Annotated in this window: 18 protein-coding genes and 1 pseudogene; 11 read left to right on the plus strand and 8 right to left on the minus strand. The window is 68.3% G+C overall.

Going from position 1 to position 17,608, the window contains the following annotated elements; translation table 11 throughout:
- Positions 1-121: 121 nt before the first annotated feature.
- Complete coding sequence (locus ACM6LR_RS09060; RefSeq protein ID WP_414942432.1) at positions 122-3,310, minus strand: BTAD domain-containing putative transcriptional regulator; 3,189 nt, start codon at positions 3,308-3,310, stop codon at positions 122-124.
- 83 nt (positions 3,311-3,393) lie between these two features.
- On the opposite strand from ACM6LR_RS09060, the gene ACM6LR_RS09065 reads away from it, so the two are divergent.
- Positions 3,394-4,269 carry an NAD(P)-dependent oxidoreductase gene (locus ACM6LR_RS09065; RefSeq protein WP_414943564.1) on the plus strand — a complete coding sequence of 292 codons (876 nt, stop codon included), beginning with the start codon at positions 3,394-3,396 and terminating at the stop codon, positions 4,267-4,269.
- Positions 4,270-4,279: 10 nt separating this feature from the next.
- Positions 4,280-5,140 (plus strand): NAD(P)-dependent oxidoreductase, encoded by an 861-nt coding sequence (locus ACM6LR_RS09070; RefSeq protein WP_414942430.1) that lies wholly within the window; start codon positions 4,280-4,282, stop codon positions 5,138-5,140.
- 580 nt (positions 5,141-5,720) lie between these two features.
- Here ACM6LR_RS09070 and ACM6LR_RS09075 read toward each other — a convergent pair.
- On the minus strand, positions 5,721-6,605 hold the full coding sequence (locus ACM6LR_RS09075; protein ID WP_414939139.1) for a LysR family transcriptional regulator: 885 nt from the start codon (positions 6,603-6,605) through the stop codon (positions 5,721-5,723).
- Positions 6,606-6,684: 79 nt separating this feature from the next.
- Between ACM6LR_RS09075 and ACM6LR_RS09080 the strand changes: the two genes are divergently transcribed.
- Positions 6,685-7,587 (plus strand): EamA family transporter, encoded by a 903-nt coding sequence (locus tag ACM6LR_RS09080; RefSeq protein ID WP_414939138.1) that lies wholly within the window; start codon positions 6,685-6,687, stop codon positions 7,585-7,587.
- On the plus strand, positions 7,584-8,204 hold the full coding sequence (locus ACM6LR_RS09085) for an NAD(P)-dependent oxidoreductase (RefSeq protein WP_414939137.1): 621 nt from the start codon (positions 7,584-7,586) through the stop codon (positions 8,202-8,204). Before ACM6LR_RS09080 ends, ACM6LR_RS09085 begins: the two co-directional genes overlap by 4 nt.
- Here ACM6LR_RS09085 and ACM6LR_RS09090 read toward each other — a convergent pair.
- The gene (locus ACM6LR_RS09090) at positions 8,188-8,427 is read right to left on the minus strand and encodes a hypothetical protein (protein WP_414939136.1); all 240 of its coding nucleotides are present in this window, start codon (positions 8,425-8,427) and stop codon (positions 8,188-8,190) included. The two genes, ACM6LR_RS09085 and ACM6LR_RS09090, sit on opposite strands and share 17 nt — an antisense overlap.
- Positions 8,428-8,488: 61 nt before the next feature.
- On the opposite strand from ACM6LR_RS09090, the gene ACM6LR_RS09095 reads away from it, so the two are divergent.
- Positions 8,489-9,088: a TetR/AcrR family transcriptional regulator gene (locus tag ACM6LR_RS09095; RefSeq protein ID WP_414939135.1), complete on the plus strand. Its 600-nt coding sequence runs from the start codon at positions 8,489-8,491 to the stop codon at positions 9,086-9,088.
- A 160-nt stretch (positions 9,089-9,248) separates the two neighbouring features.
- The gene (gene rraA / locus ACM6LR_RS09100) at positions 9,249-9,734 is read left to right on the plus strand and encodes a ribonuclease E activity regulator RraA (protein WP_414943565.1); all 486 of its coding nucleotides are present in this window, start codon (positions 9,249-9,251) and stop codon (positions 9,732-9,734) included.
- Positions 9,735-9,740: 6 nt separating this feature from the next.
- On the opposite strand, the gene ACM6LR_RS09105 is transcribed toward rraA, so the two are convergent.
- A complete protein-coding gene (locus ACM6LR_RS09105) occupies positions 9,741-10,634 on the minus strand; it encodes an NADP-dependent oxidoreductase (protein WP_414943566.1) in 894 nt (297 codons plus the stop codon).
- 69 nt (positions 10,635-10,703) lie between these two features.
- Here ACM6LR_RS09105 and ACM6LR_RS09110 point away from each other — a divergent pair, with 69 nt between their 5' ends.
- Positions 10,704-11,285, plus strand: a complete 582-nt coding sequence (locus tag ACM6LR_RS09110; RefSeq protein ID WP_414943567.1) for a TetR/AcrR family transcriptional regulator — start codon at positions 10,704-10,706, stop codon at positions 11,283-11,285.
- 181 nt (positions 11,286-11,466) lie between these two features.
- On the opposite strand, the gene ACM6LR_RS09115 is transcribed toward ACM6LR_RS09110, so the two are convergent.
- The 4 genes from ACM6LR_RS09115 to cmtR are packed head-to-tail and all read right to left on the minus strand — an operon-like array spanning position 11,467 to position 13,564.
- The gene (locus ACM6LR_RS09115) at positions 11,467-11,898 is read right to left on the minus strand and encodes a hypothetical protein (protein ID WP_414943568.1); all 432 of its coding nucleotides are present in this window, start codon (positions 11,896-11,898) and stop codon (positions 11,467-11,469) included.
- A gap of 43 nt (positions 11,899-11,941) precedes the next feature.
- On the minus strand, positions 11,942-12,553 hold the full coding sequence (locus ACM6LR_RS09120; protein ID WP_414943569.1) for a class I SAM-dependent methyltransferase: 612 nt from the start codon (positions 12,551-12,553) through the stop codon (positions 11,942-11,944).
- A gap of 10 nt (positions 12,554-12,563) precedes the next feature.
- A complete protein-coding gene (locus ACM6LR_RS09125) occupies positions 12,564-13,226 on the minus strand; it encodes a cation transporter (protein WP_414939129.1) in 663 nt (220 codons plus the stop codon).
- Positions 13,223-13,564, minus strand: a complete 342-nt coding sequence (gene cmtR, locus ACM6LR_RS09130) for a Cd(II)/Pb(II)-sensing metalloregulatory transcriptional regulator CmtR (RefSeq protein ID WP_414943570.1) — start codon at positions 13,562-13,564, stop codon at positions 13,223-13,225. The genes ACM6LR_RS09125 and cmtR overlap by 4 nt, the downstream gene beginning before the upstream one ends.
- Before the next feature lie 263 nt (positions 13,565-13,827).
- Between cmtR and ACM6LR_RS09135 the strand changes: the two genes are divergently transcribed.
- The 4 genes and pseudogenes from ACM6LR_RS09135 to ACM6LR_RS09150 all read left to right on the plus strand — a co-directional run.
- Positions 13,828-13,965, plus strand: coding sequence for a LuxR C-terminal-related transcriptional regulator (locus ACM6LR_RS09135; RefSeq protein ID WP_414943795.1), 138 nt, complete (start codon positions 13,828-13,830; stop codon positions 13,963-13,965).
- A 408-nt stretch (positions 13,966-14,373) separates the two neighbouring features.
- On the plus strand, positions 14,374-15,795 hold the full coding sequence (locus ACM6LR_RS09140; protein ID WP_414943796.1) for a family 2B encapsulin nanocompartment shell protein: 1,422 nt from the start codon (positions 14,374-14,376) through the stop codon (positions 15,793-15,795).
- Positions 15,792-17,180, plus strand: coding sequence for a family 2B encapsulin nanocompartment shell protein (locus ACM6LR_RS09145; protein ID WP_414939126.1), 1,389 nt, complete (start codon positions 15,792-15,794; stop codon positions 17,178-17,180). Before ACM6LR_RS09140 ends, ACM6LR_RS09145 begins: the two co-directional genes overlap by 4 nt.
- Before the next feature lie 111 nt (positions 17,181-17,291).
- Positions 17,292-17,585: pseudogene (locus tag ACM6LR_RS09150) on the plus strand (terpene synthase); the annotation flags it as partial.
- Positions 17,586-17,608 lie beyond the last annotated feature (23 nt).

The raw sequence follows: 17,608 nt of genomic DNA on the forward strand, positions 1-17,608 counted from the left end.
CCACCTCACCCGCATGAATACGCACGCTACCTGTCAAGGCGTCTGCGCGACAGAAAGAAATCACTGTTTGTTGCCGACGTGAAGTAAGGGCATGGTCCATTGTGGTGACACGGGTGCCCTGCTATTGACTGTCTGTCACCAGGCGATCGATCGGTGTCGTCGCGCCGGTCGCGACCTCCCCGGAGAAAACGGTTTCTCCGAGGGCCGCGACGAGAACGCCGGTGATCCTGTCGACGTCTTCGCGTTCGGCCTTCGGCAGGGGAGCACCCGCCGATTCCCGAGAGGCCGCCGCGGCGCCCAGCAACCGCGCGGCAAGGCGATACGAGCCGGCGGCGGATTCCGCCCCGGCCAGACCCTCGAGGCCGAGCGCGATCGCGCGCGGATCCCCGCCGAGGCGAGCGATCGCGAGGCCGTCCCGCTGGAGCCGCTTCGCCTTCACCGCGTCTCCGCGCTGCTCGGCGATGAATCCGAGCTCGGCGAGGATCAGGGTGCTGCCCGCTTCGGACTCCACCCGGCGATGCCAGTCCAGAATGGACAACAGCCGCCGTTCGGCCTCGTCGAACAACCCTTGACGCCGCGCGCCGAGCGCGAGTCCGGTCTCGGCGTAGATCTCGCCGGGTTTGAAGCTGTGCTCGACGGCCAACGACTTGGCCCGCTCGTGGAACTCCTTCGCCCCGTCGAAATCGCCGGTGAGCAACGCTGTCCGGCCGAGCCAGGACAGTTTGTAGGCGACCTCCGGCCACAGCTCCAGCTCCTCCGCACGGCGAAGGCTTTCCCGGTGGACCCGGGCGGCGTGGTCGTAGTCCCCGGCGATCGAGGCCAGCACGCCGATGACGAACGACGCCTGCAGCCAGCCCCAGCGTTCGCCAAGCCTGTCGAAGATCCCGGCGCTCTGCGCGGCGATCCGGCCGCCGCCGGTGAGGTCACCCCCGGAGATCAGGTGGCTCGCGCGGTCGCTCAGCGCGGCCGCGGCACTCCAGTCGTCGCCGATGTCACGGGCGGCTTCGAGCGCGCCGAGCGTGAGTTTCTCCGCCCGGCACAGGTCGCCGATCGTGGACCACGCGTAGCCGAGGAACCACAGCGACCGCGCCCGCGCGACGGGATCGACGATGTCCCACACGGTTTTCTCCGCCGCGCCCTCGGTGCAGGTGCCGTCGAGCACGGCGATGCCCGTGCACCAGCCGAGAGCCCGTGCGCGCTCGTCGCCGTCGTCGATCTCGGTGTCGAGCACCAGGTTCAGACAGCGCCGGGCTTCGGTGAGCCGTCCGCGGAGGAACCAGAACCAGGTCGTCGCGTTCACCAGCCGCAACGCGAGCCGGTGTTCGCCTTGCCTCAGCAGAGTTTCCAGCGCACGCCGGGTGTTGGCGCCTTCGGCGTCGAGCCTGTCGAGCCAGCGCCGTTGTTCCTTGCCACGCAGCCCCGCGTCGCCGCGTTCGGCCAGCTCGACGTGGAATCGGGCGTGCCGCAGGTACAGATCGTCGAGTTCACCCGCTTCTCCGGCGTGTTCCAGTGCGTACGCCGAAACCGACTCCAGCAGGCGGAACCGCGGTTCGCCTGTCCCTCCTGGCCTGCTGACCACCAGAGACCTGTCGACGAGCCGGGACAACAGGTCCAGGACGTCACCGGAAGCGATCTCGCCACCTGCGCAGACCGACTCGGCGGCGTCGAGCCCACAGCCTTCGGCATGGACGGCGAGCCTGCGCAGCACGATCTGCTCGGCCTCGCTCAGCAGACTCCAGCTCCAGTCGATCATCGCTCGAAGGGTCTGCTGACGGCGTGGCCCGCCCCGCCTGCCAGAGGACAGCAGGCCGAACCGGTCGTCGAGGCGGGCGAGGAGTTCGCGCACGCCGAGCGTCCGGACCCGGGTGGCGGCGAGTTCGAGCGCCAGCGGGATCCCGTCGAGCGTGCGGCAGATCCTGGCGACCACGGCCGCGGTATCCGCGTCGAGCGCGAACCCCGGGGCGGCCGCCGCGGCCCGGGCGGCGAACAGCCGGACGGCACTCGATTCCCGCACGGCGGCGAAATCGGCCTGCTCGGGCAAGTCGAGCGGCGGGACCACCCAGACGGTCTCGCCGGGCAGCCCGAGCGGCTCCTGGCTGGTGGCGAGCACACGCAGGCGCGGCGCCGCCGACAGCAGCCGCTCCACCAGCGCCGCGACCGGCTCGACGACCTGCTCACAGTTGTCCAGGACGACCAGAATCTCCTTGTCACGCAAGGCATCGGCCAACGACTGGGTCGGTGACTTCGCCGAGGTGGCCTCCTCGCGGAGGTCCAGTGCGGCCGTCAGAACGACGGCGACCAGGTCTTCCGGCGGGCAGGTCGGGCATTCGACGTTGTCCAGGCCCGCCAGTTCGACCAGCCAGGTGCCGTCGGCCATCGCGAGCTTCGACGCGGCCTCGACGGCCAGCCGGGTCTTGCCCACCCCGCCGGGCCCGGTGAGAGTGACCAGCCGCGCGTCGGTGACGAGCGAGCCGACCTCCTTGACCGCGGTCGTCCGGCCGACCAGTTCGGTCAGCGCCTCGGGCAGGTTCCCGCGTACCGGCCCGGCGGCACGGACGGGTTCGAGATCCGGGCTGCGAGTCAGGATCGCCTGGTGCAGGGCCGCGAGGGCCGGTCCCGGTTCGAGGCCGGACTCGTCCCGTAGCCGGGCCCGCAGTTCGGCGTAGGTTTCGAGCGCCTCGCTGTGCCGCCCGGCGGCGTAGAACGCCCGCATCAGCAGGCCGCGGAGCCGCTCCCGGAGCGGATGCCGCGAGACCAAGCCCGCCAGCTCCCCGGTGAGGACGCCGTGTTCGCCGAGCGCCAGCCTGGCTTCGGCTCGCTCTTCCTCGGCGAGCAGCCGTTCCTCTTCCAGCCGCTGCGCCGCGGCCACGGCGAACGGCTCGTCCTCGAACCCGGCGTACGCGGGCCCTCGCCACAACGCCAGCGCGTCCGCCAACAGTGCGGCGCGTGCACGTGGATCGACGGTGTCGCGGGCGCGGGCGGTGAGCGTGCGGAACCGGTGGACGTCCAGGTCGCCGGGCTCGACGGTGAGGGCGTATCCGGCGGGTTGGCGCGTCACGATTTCGCGGGCGCCCGGCTCGGCTCGTTCGAGCGTGCGGCGCAGCTGGGAGACCTTGGTCTGCAGGGTGTTACCCGGATTGCCCGGCGGATGCTCGCCCCACAGGTCGTCGGTCAGCGACGACACCGACGCCGCCCGGCCTTCCCTGCTCAGCAGCCCAGCGAGCATCAGGCGGACCTTCGCCTCGGGCACGACGACGGGCTCGCCCGCGGTCGTCCACACGGCGAGTGGGCCCAGCACTCCGAAACGCACGAAACCGACGTTAGCGCGAACCACCGACAATCTCGTGCGCGGACCCGCAGCGATCCGTGCGCGGGCCGCGTCACGGTGGTCCCATGACCGAACACGGCAAGACCCCGGTGACGGTACTGGGGCTGGGCGCGATGGGAACCGCGCTCGTAGAGGCACTACTGGCCGCGGGACATCCGGTCACCGCGTGGAACCGGACCGCGAGCCGCGCCGAGGGCGTGGCGGCGAAGGGAGCTTCGGTCGCTTCGACCGTGGCCGAGGCTCTCGCGGCGAACAAGATCGTGATCGCCTGCCTGCTCGACTACGACTCGGTGCACGAAGTCCTGGACCCGGCCGCGACCGGGCTCGCGGGACGACAGCTGATCAACCTGACCAACGGCACCCCTGGCCAGGCACGCGAGATGAGCGCCTGGGCCGAGGGCCTGGACGCGGCGTACCTGGACGGCGGGATCATGGCCGTCCCGCCGATGATCGGCTCGCCCGCGGCGTTCATCTTCTACAGCGGCTCGGGCACCGTCTTCGGCCAGGCCCGCACCGCGCTCGACACCTTCGGCGGTGTCAACTACCTCGGGGCCGATCCCGGACTGGCGCCGCTCTACGACATCGCGCTGCTCAGCGGGATGTACGGGCACTTCATCGGCGTCATCCAGGCCTTCGCCCTCGTCGGCTCCGCCGGAGCCAAAGCGAGGGAGTTCGCTCCGCTGCTTCGCGGCTGGATGGACGCGATGAGCGGCTTCCTGGAGCGCGCGGCCGAGCAGATCGACGACGGCGACTACGTGACTGACGTCGTGTCGAACCTCGCGATGCAGGCCGCGGCCTTCCCGAACCTGGTGAAGACCGCGGAAGAACAGGGCGTCAGCGGCGAGTTGCTCGCGCCGCTCCAGCCCTTGATGGACAAACGGGTCGCGGCCGGGCACGGCGCCGATGACCTGATCGGCGTAATCGAAACTCTGAAGAAGTAAGGGAAACACAATGATCACACTGATCGGGCTCGGCCCGATGGGACAGGCCATGGTCCGCGTACTCCTGGAGAACGGCCACGGAGTCACGGTCTGGAACCGCACCGCCGCCAGGGCGGACGACGTGGTGGCGGCCGGTGCCGTGCGCGCCGAGACGCCGGCGGACGCGGTGTCGGCATCAGAGCTGGTGCTGCTGAGCCTCACCGACTACGCGGCGATGTACGACATCCTCGGCAAGGCCGAGGAAACGTTGGCGGGCAAGGTGATCGTCAACCTCAGCTCGGACACCCCGGAGAAGACCCGCGAAGCAGCCGACTGGGTCAAGGCCCGCGGCGGGCAGTTCATCGCGGGCGGCTTGATGGTCCCGGCCCAGTTGGTGGGCAAGGAGGAGGCGTACGTCTTCTACAGCGGCCCCACGGCGGTGTTCGAGAAGCACCGCGAGGTCCTGGCGCTGATCGGGCGGGCGGACTTCCTCGGCGAGGACGTCCGGCTGGCGCAGCTGTTCTACCAGGCGCAGCTGGACATCTTCCTGAACTCGCTTTCGGTGTTCCTGCACGCGAGCGCGCTCGTTCGCTCGGCCGGGGTACCCGTCGAGAAGTTCCTCCCGTACGCCAAGGACAACTTCGCGACGATGGGCTTCTACCTGGACGCCGCGGCGGAGCAGGTCGAGAAGGGTGATCATCCCGGCGACGAGGCCGACGTGACGATGATGGGAGCGACCGCCGACCACATCGTGCAGGCGAGCCGGGACGCCGGGATCGACGTCGTCCTGCCGGAGGCGATCAAATCGCACTACGACCGGGCGATCGCCGCAGGGCACGGGCGTAGCTCGTGGACCAGCCTCTTCGAGGTCATCAAGGACGACCGCAAGTAGTCCTCTGTTCGCGGCGGTATCCTCCGCAGTACAGGAAGGCCCCTTTTCCTTGCGTCTAGCGCAAAGAAAAGGGGCCTTCAAAGTCGCAGAACTGCTGTTCGGCGCTGCTGCTGGTAATCCGGGCTTGGCATCGCTAGTGCCTGCCAGGGGCCGAGCGGGGAGGCATGTCCCTGAACCCCTGTTGATCAAGCTCCGCGACCGGTATGACCCCGCGACGATGTAGGAACTGGGACACTCAACGTCCCAATTCCTACATCATCGGCTCCGCCTAGTGTCGCGTGATCCTGCAGGTCTTACCCGTGATCAGACGGCGATCTCCGGAGATCGCCGTCTGATCACGCGTAACCGCCGTCTGATCACGCGAGATCGCCGTCCGAGGAACGAAACCCAACGTCAAGCAAGCAGGATCACGCGACACTAGCGACGAGTACCGCCCGACCTGCAAACCTCGACTTTGCCGGGATCCTGACCTTGCGCCCCCTGAGTCAGGTCTGGTGAGCGGTCCGGGCGGACAGATCCTCCCCACTCGCCCCTTTCCCGCGCCAGACCGCCAGGGCCACCCACGATCGCAACTAGAGGACTACTTGCGATCGTCGACGACGACCCCCAGCACCTCCAGGAACGCATTCGCCGCAGGCGTCACCGTGAACCGGTTCCAGACGAGATGCTCGATCCGCGCGGGAGCGTCCGTCACCGGCACGGTGACCACGCCGGTCAGGTTCGGCACGTACTTCGACGGCAGCAGCGCCACCCCCAGCCCTTGGTGGATGAGCCGCGCCATGAAGTCGGCGGCCGTCACCTCGAAGGCGACCTCCCTGCTCACCCGCACTGCGGCGAACGCCTGGTCCGTCTGGGCGCGTCCCGCGGTCCCCGCCGGGAAGTCCACGAACACCTCCGAAGAAAGCCTGCTCAAGTCCACTTCGGACTCATTGGCGAGTGGATGACCGGGCGCCACCACGGCGACCAGATCGTCACGCGCCAGTTCGCGGCTCCCGACACCTTCCGGCCGGGCCGACATCGGGAGCCCGAGGAACGCGACTTCGATCGCGTTGTCCTTGACCTGTTCCACCAGGTGCTCGCTCGCGCCGACCCGGAGCCCGATCCGAACGTGCGGATACCGCCGGTGGAACGTCTGCAACGCGGCAGGGACATCGACCGCCGCGACGGTCGGGATGACGCCGACGGTCAGCCGCCCGCGGATCTCGCCGACGGCCGCGGCGACCGCCGAGCCCGCCCTTTCGGCCGCGCCGAGACATTGACGCGCGGCGGGCAGGAACGCCTCGCCCGCGGCGGTGAGCCGCACCCGGCGGCTCGTGCGCTCGAACAGGCGTGCGCCGAGTTCCCGCTCCAGCCGCGCGATCTGATGACTCAGCGCCGACTGCACGACGAGGCACCGTTCCGCCGCGCGCGTGAAGCTGTTCGTCTCCGCCACCGCCACGACGTAGCGCATCTGTTGAAGCTCCATGAATCTATCATGAATCAAGATGGATCATGTGACAAACATGTGTTGGACTCATTGATCGTCAGCGCCGAAGCTGAGAAGCGTGAAAACGCTGTCGACCACATCGCTCACCGCCGGACTCACCGGCACCGCGCTGACCGCCTTCGCCCCCCTGGTCTGGGGGACGACCTACGTGGTCACCACCGAACTCCTCCCGGCCGGGCACCCGCTGTTCGCCGGACTCATCCGTGCCCTGCCCGCGGGTCTGATCGCGCTGGCCATCACCCGCACCCTCCCGCGCGGCACCTGGTGGCTGAAGGCGGCCGCGCTCGGCGTCCTCAACATCGGGATGTTCTTCCCCCTGTTGTTCCTCGCCGCCGAACGCCTGCCCGGCGGAGTCGCCGCCACCCTCGGCGCCGCCCAGCCGCTCCTCGTCGCGATCCTCGCCGTGGCCGTTCTGCGGCAGAGTCCGTCCGCGTGGCGGTTCGCCTGGGGAATCGTCGGGATCGTGGGCGTCGGGTTGGTCGTGATCGGCCCTGCGGCGGGCTTCGACCTCGTCGGGGTCCTCGCCGGCCTCGGCGGCGCCGCGACCATGGCGCTGGGCGTCACCCTCACCAAACGGTGGGGACGCCCGGCGGACGTGGGGCCGACGGCGTTCGCCTCGTGGCTGCTCACCGCGGGCGGGCTGTTCCTGGTGCCGGTGACCTTCCTGTTCGAAGGCGCGCCACCCGCCATCGACCTGAACGCGGCTCTCGGATACCTCTGGCTCGGCCTGATCGGCGGCCTGCTCGCGTACGTCCTGTGGTTCCGCGGCATCACCTCCCTGCCGGTCACCTCGGTCGCCGTCCTCGGCCTGCTCTCGCCGATGGTCGCCGCGGTCCTCGGCGCCGTCCTGCTCGGTCAGAGCCTCGGCCCGATCCAGCTCGCCGGTTTCGCCCTCGCACTGGCCTCGATCGTCGCCGGCCAGATCACCCCGAAGACCAAGATGGAAGGCGTCGTCCGATGAAGATCGCCGTTGTCGGAGCATCGGGCATGGTGGGCTCCCGCGTCGTCGCCGAAGCCGTCGCCCGCGGACACCAGGTCACCGCCGTCCTCCGTGGTACCCCGACGGAATCGCTGTACCCGGACGTCGAAGTGGTCCTCGCCGACGTGACCGATGTCGACCACATGACCGGCCTGTTCGCCGATGCCGACGCCATCGTGGGCGCGACGAGACCCGCGCCCGGCGCGGAAGGCACCGTCGCCGCTCTCGTCACGGGCCTGCTCGACGCCGCGGCGGGCACTCGCGTCCTGGTCGTCGGCGGCGCCGGGCCACTGCGCTCGCCGTCCGGGGGACTGGTCATCGATGATCCGGCGTTCGTGCCAACGGAGTGGCGGACCATCGCGTCGGCCAGCACCACGCAGCTTCGGGCCTGCGAAGCGCACGCGGGCGACTGGGTGTACCTCAGCCCTCCCGCGATCCTCGAGCCTGGCGTCCGGACCGGGGCCTACCGGCGAGGGACGACCACGATCCTCACCGCGGCCGGCGGCTCGTCCCGGATCTCGGCCGAGGATCTCGCGATCGCCATCGTCGACGAACTCGAGAATCCGGGCCGGGACCGGCATTTCACCGTCGGATATTGAAGAAGCGGGGCGGGTCGCCTGGGGAGGGGGTCTCCGGGCTTCGCTCGGCCTCGATCTGGATCTCGATGTTCGTCTTATGGGAGATCGGGTCCCAGATCTCCTCGATCGGCGCCAGCAGTGAACCGCCGACGCCGCGGCTGCGGGCACGCGCGGCGTACCAAGCGAATCCGGCCAGGAAGAGCGGAAGGCTGAGAAACGCGGCCACGGGTGCCAGGAACTCCATGCACCGGACGATACAGTAGCGTCGTGTTTCCAGAAACGTCCTGTTACTGAATTGGCGGGCGATGACCAGGCTGACACGGGCCGAGCAGCAGCGACGAACCCACGAACACCTACTGGAGGCCGGGCGCCAGGTGTTCTTGCGGCGCGGCTTTCTGGCGGCGACGGTCGAGGAGATCGCCGCCGACGCCGGCTACACCCGCGGCGCCGTCTACAAACATTTCGGCGGCAAGGAAGGACTGTGGCTGGCGATCATCGAAGCCAGTGTGGACGGCCACCTCCACGGTCTGCGGGAAGCCCTTACTCGCGCCACCACCCGCGACGAGGTGATCGCCGCGCTGCACCCCGCCGATGTCGCGGACAAGGACGCAGCGAAGTGGAGCGCGGCGGCCGCGGAAGTGCTCGCGGCGACGGCGCAGCAGCCCGAAACCGCCGACCTCGTCGCCGCCATTCAGCGGCGTCACGACGATGAGGTCGTCGCGCTGCTCGTCGAGCATTCGAAGCGGTTGGGCCTCGAACCCGCGATGCCGCTCCACCAGGCCGTCGTGATGCTGGGTGCCTTGGGTATCGGGCTCGCCCTGCGTCAGACGGTCGCCCCGGCGGCCGACCCCGCCGCCATCCTCACCCACGTGCTGGACTCGGTGTTCCCGCCCGACGCAACGTGACGGACTCGGCCGACGTACCCCCGATGACGATGTGCGGGAGAATCCCAAGCAGCTGTATCTGTTGCAAGAACGAACTCCGAGGCGCGTGGGCTCCTCCGGTGCCGGACCTTCGGGCGATCGCCGACGCCGCGAATGTGGCGAACACCTACACTCAGACGCCGTGATCGATTCCTTCACCACCGCCGACCTCGTCGACGAACACGGCGACCGGCTACACGTCTGCGACACCCAGTTCCACCAGTTCGGCGGGCACCGGAAGTTTTCCGGCCCGATCCGGACGGTCTCCTGCCACGAGGACAACGGACTGGTCAAGAAGCTGCTGGCCACTCCGGGCGAAGGCGCTGTCCTGGTGATCGACGGCGGTGGTTCCCTGCACAGCGCCCTCACCGGCGACATGATCGCGAAGTCCGCCGCCGACAACGGCTGGGCCGGAGTGGTCGTCAACGGAGCCGTCCGCGACAGCGCCGAGCTGGCCGAACTCCCACTCGGCGTGAAAGCGCTCGGCACCAACCCGCGCAAGAGCTACAAGGCCGGTGCCGGCGCTGTCGACGTCCCGGTCGGGTTCGGGGGAGTGACCTTCACCCCAGGCGACACGCTCTACTCCGACGAAGACGGTGTCGTGGTCCTTCCCGCGATCACCGCCTGAACCCGCTCAGACGACGATGACCCGGCGCCCACGGGTATGACCGGCGTGGCTGTCGATGTGCGCCGCCGCGGCTTCGGCGAGCGTGTACGACTTCTCGACCGGGATGTGGAGCTTTCCCTGCGAGATGAGCTGCGCGGCCTCGCCGAGCGCGTCCGGCACGCTCCCGGCCACTCCCGAGAATCGGACGCCGAACTCCGGCGCGCCGAGATCGGCGATGCTGAGCACCTTGTGCGGATCCCCGGTCAGGTCGACGAGCTCGCGGAGCACGCCTGAGCCCGCCAGGTCCAGTGCCGCGTCGACCTTGCCGAGCTGCCGCACCCGCTCGGCCCAGCCATCGCCGTAGGTTGTGGCGATGGCACCGAGGCCGCGCAGATACTCCTGGTTCGCGGCCCCGGCCGTGCCGATCACCGTGATGCCGCGTTCGCGGGCGATCTGCAGTACCGCCGAGCCGACTCCGCCGGACGCGCCGCTGACCAGCAAGGTCTGCCCGGGTCGCACACCGACTTCACGGATGAGGCGCAGCGCGGTCTCCACCACGGAGGGGTATCCGGCCGCCTCTTCGAACGTCAGGCCCTCGGGCATCCTGCCCCAAACCGACAGCACGGCGAACTCGGCATAGGTGCTCGAACCTTCGCCGAAGACCGAGTCGCCGATCTCGACACCTTCGACGCCCTCGCCGACTTCGTCCACTGTCCCCGAGGCATCCAGCCCGACCCCCGAGGGCAGCACGGTCGGGTGTGCTCCCAGGACCTGGCCTTCACGGACTCTCCAGTCGACCGGGTTCACCCCGGCCGCCCGCACCGCGATGCGTATCTGACCAGGGCCCGCGTGAGGCTCCTCGGCGTCGATGAGTTGCAGGACATCCGGACCGCCGAACTCGGCGAACATCACTTTCTTCATGACCCGACCGTAACACTAACGGTTAGCCTTTTGAAACAACTTCAGTTTTGCATCTGATAGCGTCGCAGCATGACCGAGCCGCCCGGACGTCGTGAGCGCAAGAAGGCCGCGACCCGGCAGAAGATCGTCGACACCGCCCTGCGGCTCTTCCTGGAACGCGGGTACGACGCGGTGGGCATCCGTGAAGTGGCCGCGGAGGCCGACGTGGCCGTCACCACGCTCTTCTCCCACTTCGCCTCGAAAGAGGCCTTGGTGTTCGGGCAGGACGCGAACTTCGAACAGGGCCTCACGCAGGCGGTCACCGGCCGGGCTCCACACGAGCCGCTCATGCCCGCCCTGCGTCGCGAGGTCCACACGATGGTGCGGCATTGCACGGCGGACGGTGTCGCGCCGATCTGGCGCATGATCGATGAGACGCCCGCCCTGCGGGAGTACGAGGATTCGATGCGGCTGCGCCACGCGGAGTCGCTGGCGGCGGCCATCGCCGCCGATCCCGGTCTGTCTCAGACCGAGACGGCTTGCCGGACGATCGCGAGGTTCGTGATCGACGCCTATTCGCTGGGGCGCGAGGCGGCCGATCCGGAGGCCGTGGTGGACGAGATCTTCCGGATGATCGACGCGGCCTGGGAAGTCACCTGTCGTTCTGAATGAGGTTGGACGGGGCCACGAGGCCGATGGCGGCCCGGACTCCGGCCGGTAGCGCGGTCACGGGGTGCGACGATCTCCGGATCGGGCTCCGCCAGGGCGCCGACTGCGTCCAAAAGCCACCGCGTCAGTGACTCTGCGCGGCCGGCGATGGCGCAGGCCGTTCTGGGATCGCTGACCTGAGGGTTCAGTCCTTCGGCATGACGCAGAGTTCCCTGGGCTGTGCCGTCTTGAAGGCGTAGACGACGGGATTGCCGTACTCGTAGCCGTGGACGGAGTTGCAGTCGGAGCCGGAACCCGAAGCGAGTTGGGCGATCACCGTGTAGTTGGCGGCGCTGTCCGAACAGTGGACCCGGACGGCGCTGCCGCTGAACTCACCGTTGCTCCCGGCGTCTTCGTCGGCCGAGAGGCAATCCCCGGCTTGCGCGGAGAAGGGGTCGGGGTCGACCGCGGGGGTGCTTCCACCGCCGACGATCGCCACGGTCACCGCGATCGCTCCGCCCGTGACGAGCAGTCCGGCGGCCGCGAGACCGACGATCAGCCCCGTCTTCGTGGACTTCTTCGGCGGCGCGACGGGGTACTGCGGCCAGATGGGCGGCGGCTGCTGAGGGTAGGTCACCGCACCAGGATCGGCGGCGGCGATGAAATTCCGATGACACGGTTCATTTGCGGGCGACGAGCCGTTCCACCAGCCCGAGTTTGAACCGCTCGCGGCGCTCGACGGTCAGGCCGAGGCCGCCGATCTCGTCGAACGGGCGCCGGAGGAAGTGCTCGCCCGCCATCGGCACGGTGATCTTTTCGGTGAGCCATTGCAGGCCGCGGACGACACGCGACGAACTGGCGATGTGGTCGAGCAGGACCAGGCGGCCACCAGGCCGCAGAACACGGGCCATTTCCTGCAACGCCTTGCCGTGGTCGGGGATGGCACAGAGCCCGAGGGTGCAGACCACGGTGTCGAACGAACCCGCGTCGAAGGGCAGGTCGTGAGCGTCGGCCCGGCGCAGGGTCACCGGATGTCCGAGGCTTTCGGCGCGACCGCGGGCGATGTCGAGCATGCCGTCACTGAGGTCGATACCGGTGAGCGTGACGCCGCCGGGGTAGAGCGGCAGGTTCAGGCCGGTGCCGACGGCGACCTCGAGAACTTCACCGGTCGCTTGCCCGCAGGCCCACGCCCGGGAGTCGCCGAACAGCTTCCGATCAAGGAACTGCATCTCCCGGTCGTAGTTCCGGGATTTGCCGTCCCAGTAACGGTTCCACCGCGCGGGCCGGGTCATGACGCTCCTTTCAACAGCAGTGCTTCCCGCGCCAGGCTTCGCGGCCTTCCTTGACCGCGAGGGCGGCGATGACGAGCGCGACCAGCGGATCGGCCCAGTACCAGCCGAAGAGACTGTTGAGCAGCAACCCGACGAGCAGCACACCGGAAAGATAGGTGCAGAGCAAGGTCTGTTTCGAGTCGGCGACGGCGCTCGCGGAGCCGAGTTCGCGCCCCGCGCGACGCTGGGCGTGCGACAGGAACGGCATCACGAGGAGCGAGACCGCCGCCAGCACGATGCCGACCGTGGAGTGCTCGGCGGGTTCGGCGCCGAACAGGGTGCGGACGGACTCGACGGCGACATAGGCGGCCAGTGCGAAGAACGACACCGCGATGACCTTGAGCGCGGTGCGTTCGCGGGCTTCGGGGTCCTTGCCGGAGAATTGCCAAGCGACGGCTGTGGCGGAGGCGACTTCGATGACCGAATCCAGGCCGAAGCCGACCAACGCGGTCGAGGAGGCGATGGTGCCCGCGGAAATGGCGACGACCGCTTCGATGACGTTGTAGCCGATGGTCGCGGCGACCAGGAGCCGCACGCGGCGCGACAGCACGGCTCGGCGATCCGAGTCCACTGTGTCCGATGGATCCACTGTGGACTTCGCCGCGCAACAGTCGTCCGCGCAGGTGTCGCTCAAGGGAGTACCCGAAGGCTGGATTCGTCGTCCACACAAGGTTCCGCGGTGTCGACGGCGAGCACGACCTGCACCAGTTCACGCAGCGCTCGGGCGAGATGGGCGTCGGCGAGGGTGTAGCGGACCTGGCGGCCTTCGTAGGTGGCCACGACCAGGCCGCAGCCTCGCAGGCAAGCGAGGTGGTTGGACACGTTGGAACGACTCAAGCCGAGTTCTTCGGCCAACTGGCCGGGATAGCTCACACCGTCGAGCAGGCCGACCAGGATCTTGCACCGGTTCGGGTCGGCGAGCGCGCGTCCCAGCCGGGCGAGCGCGGCGCCCTGGGTCTCAGATGTCAGCACATGCAGAACAGTACAGCACACGCTGACATATTGAGTGAGTGGCACCTCGGGTTCGGGCGGACCGGTCTGAGGGTTGACGAGGTAGGCCACCACCGTGCCGGATCCTTCGCCGGGACCCGCATCACGTCGATACCGGTGGCCGGCCCGCCCGATCGATCCACTCCACCGGGGCGGTCGGCACCGCGCACTGTGCCGTTACCGGAGCTGGCGCTTCTCTCTCCCTCCGCGAGACCGAAGTTCCGCGCGGCCTCGCCAACGCCGACATCGCCGAAGAGTTCGGCATCGCCGCGGGCACCGTAAAGGTCCATGTGGAACGGATCCTGGCCAAGCTCCGGGTCTCCACCCGGGTGCAAGCGGTGATCCAGGCGCACAAGTTCGGATTGGTCACCTGGGACGACTGACACGACGGAGTGTCCGGGCGCGACCCTCTGTTTCGTCGCTGTCTGTCAAGCCATCCTCGAACCCGCGCGGTCAGGCGACCCGAAAGTGTCGGCCGGGCTCACTCCAACGGCCGTATCGTCGGCACATCCAGGAGTCCTGCGGCGGCCTCGCGTAACACTTGAGAACATTCGCTGGCCCAAGCGCGTGGCGCTGCTCAACGGTCGGGTCACGCTAACGAATGATTAGGCCGAGAACGCGAATTCGGCATTCGGGTGGCCTTCTCTCAGTACCCGAAAGTGCGCTTGTTCGGCCAAAACACCTTGCTATGTTGATCCCTGCGGGGCCGTCACCTCGGGAAATAACCGGCACACCGCGGTTCCTTTGTGGACCTTGTTTGTTCACGTGACTATCGAAGGGTGGACCTTGCTGTGACCGTGACCGAATCGGACACTTCCGCCGAAGGTGTCCAGGGGGCGGGAAATCCGCAGCTGAGTTTGGGCCGGGCCGCCGCGCGCAACCTGGCGACCACGACCAAATCCGTTCCGCAGATGCAGGGCATTTCGTCCCGGTGGCTGCTGAAGATGCTCGACTGGGTTCAGGTCAACGGTGGCGCCTACCGGGTCAACCGCCGGCTCAACTATGCGGTCGGCGACGGACGGGTGACGTTCTCGAAGGTCGGCACCGAGGTGAGCGTGATCCCGGCGGAGCTGGGTGAATTGAAGCCTCTCAAGGGTTACGACGACGAAGAGGTCCTTGAAGAGCTTTCCCGCCGCTTCGAACAGCAGGAAGTCTCGGCAGGCGATGTACTCGTCGAATTCGGGCACCGGGCCGACCGCGTCTACCTCATCGCGCATGGCAAGATCACCAAGAGCGGCCCCGGTCCCTACGGCGAAGAGACCGCGCTGGGCGTGGTCAAGGACGGCGATTACTTCGGCGCGCAGGCGCTCATCGGCGACGACGGCATCTGGGAGTTCACCGCGAAGGCGGCCACGGCCTGCACCGTGCTGACGCTGTCCCGGCAGGCCTTCGAGCGGGTGCTGGACCAATCCGAATCACTGCGGGCACAGATCGAACAGACGTCGCAGGACACCGGGCGCTCCAACGACTTCGGCGAGGCGGAGATCGACATCTCCTCCGGGCATGACGGCGAACCGCTGCTGCCGGGAACATTCGTCGACTACGAGACCGAGCCGCGCGAATACGAGCTGAGCGTCGCCCAGACCGTGCTGCGGATCCACAGCCGCGTCTCCGACCTCTACAACCATCCGATGGACCAGACCGAGCAGCAGCTCCGCCTGACCATCGAGGCACTGCGTGAGCGGCAAGAACACGAGATGATCAACAACAGCGATTTCGGTCTGCTGCACAACGCTGACTTCTCCCAGCGCATCGCGACGCGCACCGGGCCGCCGACTCCTGACGACTTCGACGACCTGCTTTCCCTCGTGTGGAAGGAACCTGGCTTCTTCCTCGCCCATCCGCGCACGATCGCCGCGTTCAGCCGCGAGTGCAGCAAACGGGGCATCTACCCGACCGGCGTCGATCTCGGCGGGCACAAGGTACCGTCCTGGCGCGGAGTCCCGATCCTGCCCTGCAACAAGATCCCGGTCAGCAAGACCAGCACCAGTTCCGTGCTCCTGATGCGCACTGGCGAGAAGATCCAGGGCGTGGTCGGCCTGCGTCAGATCGGCTTGCCCGACGAGTACGAGCCCGGGCTGAACGTCCGCTTCATGGGAATCTCGGAACAGGCCATCATCTCCTACCTCGTCAGCACGTACTATTCCGCCGCCGTGCTCGTGCCCGACGCGCTGGCCGTGCTCGAAGCCGCCGAACTCGGTCGCGAAGGATGACCGCCATGACGCCGGATGCCGACCGGCGGCTCAGTCTCGGCCCCGCGGCCGCGCGGAATCTGGCCACGACCACCAAGACGCGACCGCAGATGCAGAGCATCACGCCGCGGTGGCTGCTGAAGATGCTGCCCTGGGTCGAGGCGACCGGTGGCACGTTCCGGGTCAACCGGCGGCTCACGTACGCGGTCGGCGACGGGCGGGTGAGCTTCACCAACGTCGGCACCGACGTTCGGGTCGTTCCGCAAGAACTTGCGGAGTTGGCACTACTGCGCGGTTTCGACGATGAGGACACGCTCACCGCGCTCGCCGACAGGTTCGTGCAGCACGAGTACCAGCCCGGCGAAATCATCGTCAGCCACGGCTCCCCGCTCGACGAGGTCGTGCTGGTCGCCCACGGCAAGGTCGCCAAGGTGGCGCCGGGCGCGTACGGCAACGAGGCCGTCGTCGGCAGCATGGCCGACGGCGACCACTTCGGTGACGAGATGCTCGCCGGGATCGACCGGAACTGGCCGTTCACCGTCAAGGCGATCACCCCGGTGATCGTGCTGACCCTGCGCGCCGACGACTTCGCCGACCTCAACGGCCGGTCCGAGGCCATGCGCCGGCACGTGCAGGACCTGCTGGCGCGGGAGATGAAACCCCAGAACGCCAGGGGTGAGGCGGAGATCGAGATGTCGTCCGGGCACGACGGCGAGCCGCCGCTGCCGGGCACGTTCGTCGACTACGAGATCTCACCGCGTGAGTACGACCTGGCCGTCGCCCAGACGGCGTTACGCGTGCACACTCGGGTGACCGATCTCTACAACGGGCCGATGAACCAGTTCGACGAGCAGCTCCGGCTGACCGTGGCGGCGCTGAGGGAGCGGCAGGAACACGACCTGATCAACAACCGCGAATTCGGACTGCTGCACAACGCGGACCTCAAGTCGCGGTTCCAGACCCGGTCCGGCCCGCCGACACCCGATGACATGGACGAACTCGTCAGCCGCCGCCGCAAGACGAAGTTCTTCCTCGCCCATCCGCGCGCGATCGCCGCGTTCGGCCGGGAATGCACGCGGCGCAGGTTGTACCCGGAGGGCACCACGGTCGACGGCAAGGTGGTCGCCGCGTGGCGCGGGGTGCCGCTACTGCCCTGCGACAAAATCCCGATCACCGAAGCGGGAACGTCCTCGATCCTCGCCATGCGGACCGGGATGGAGGACAACGGCGTGATCGGGCTGCACCAGACCGGCCTGCCCGACGAGTACGAGCCGGGTCTGAACGTGCGCTTCGACGGCATCACCGAACAGGCCGTGGCCACCTATCTGGTCAGCGCGTACTACTCGGCCGCCGTGCTCGTGCCCGACGCGCTCGGCGTTCTGGAGAACGTCGAGGTCGCGCGCTGACCTCTCGACGCGCCGCAACGCCATCGAATGCCAGGGAAAGGGAACACCCAAGGGACCATTGCCCGCACTCCCGCTTCCATCGTGGTTCCTCTGTGGCGGAGGAACCCGGCTGAACGGATCAAAGATTTACTCGGTGAGGAGGTCGACCGGCGGCTGATGGGCGTGGGCGGGGGAGTGCGGGTTCGCCGAAGAGGAGTGCGAGCAGATCGGGAAGGCGGGCTTGTCATGCTCGCGCACCCGGACTGCGAGGATCCTGACCGCCTGTTGATCTCGGCGAAGCTCAACGCCGCCTGGTGGGCGGCCGACGATCGCTACGCCGACGACACCTCGCTCAGAGCGGTCCCGGCGGAGCTGCCACCGCAGCTCGCACTAAGCATGGTCGCGATGGACCCAGTGCCGTCCTTGTCCGTGGTACAAGCCGAAGCCCC

Origin of the sequence: Amycolatopsis sp. cmx-11-32 (assembly GCF_047608695.1) — a bacterium.
Classification (GTDB): domain Bacteria; phylum Actinomycetota; class Actinomycetes; order Mycobacteriales; family Pseudonocardiaceae; genus Amycolatopsis.

Coding starts and splice junctions, on each gene's coding strand:
- ACM6LR_RS09065 (WP_414943564.1), top strand. CDS start 3,394: ATGACCGAACACGGCAAGACCCCGGTGACGGTACTGGGGCTGGGCGCG.
- ACM6LR_RS09070 (WP_414942430.1), top strand. CDS start 4,280: ATGATCACACTGATCGGGCTCGGCCCGATGGGACAGGCCATGGTCCGC.
- ACM6LR_RS09075 (WP_414939139.1), bottom strand. CDS start 6,605: ATGGAGCTTCAACAGATGCGCTACGTCGTGGCGGTGGCGGAGACGAAC.
- ACM6LR_RS09085 (WP_414939137.1), top strand. CDS start 7,584: ATGAAGATCGCCGTTGTCGGAGCATCGGGCATGGTGGGCTCCCGCGTC.
- ACM6LR_RS09090 (WP_414939136.1), bottom strand. CDS start 8,427: ATGGAGTTCCTGGCACCCGTGGCCGCGTTTCTCAGCCTTCCGCTCTTC.
- ACM6LR_RS09095 (WP_414939135.1), top strand. CDS start 8,489: ATGACCAGGCTGACACGGGCCGAGCAGCAGCGACGAACCCACGAACAC.
- ACM6LR_RS09105 (WP_414943566.1), bottom strand. CDS start 10,634: ATGAAGAAAGTGATGTTCGCCGAGTTCGGCGGTCCGGATGTCCTGCAA.
- ACM6LR_RS09110 (WP_414943567.1), top strand. CDS start 10,704: ATGACCGAGCCGCCCGGACGTCGTGAGCGCAAGAAGGCCGCGACCCGG.
- ACM6LR_RS09120 (WP_414943569.1), bottom strand. CDS start 12,553: ATGACCCGGCCCGCGCGGTGGAACCGTTACTGGGACGGCAAATCCCGG.
- ACM6LR_RS09145 (WP_414939126.1), top strand. CDS start 15,792: ATGACCGCCATGACGCCGGATGCCGACCGGCGGCTCAGTCTCGGCCCC.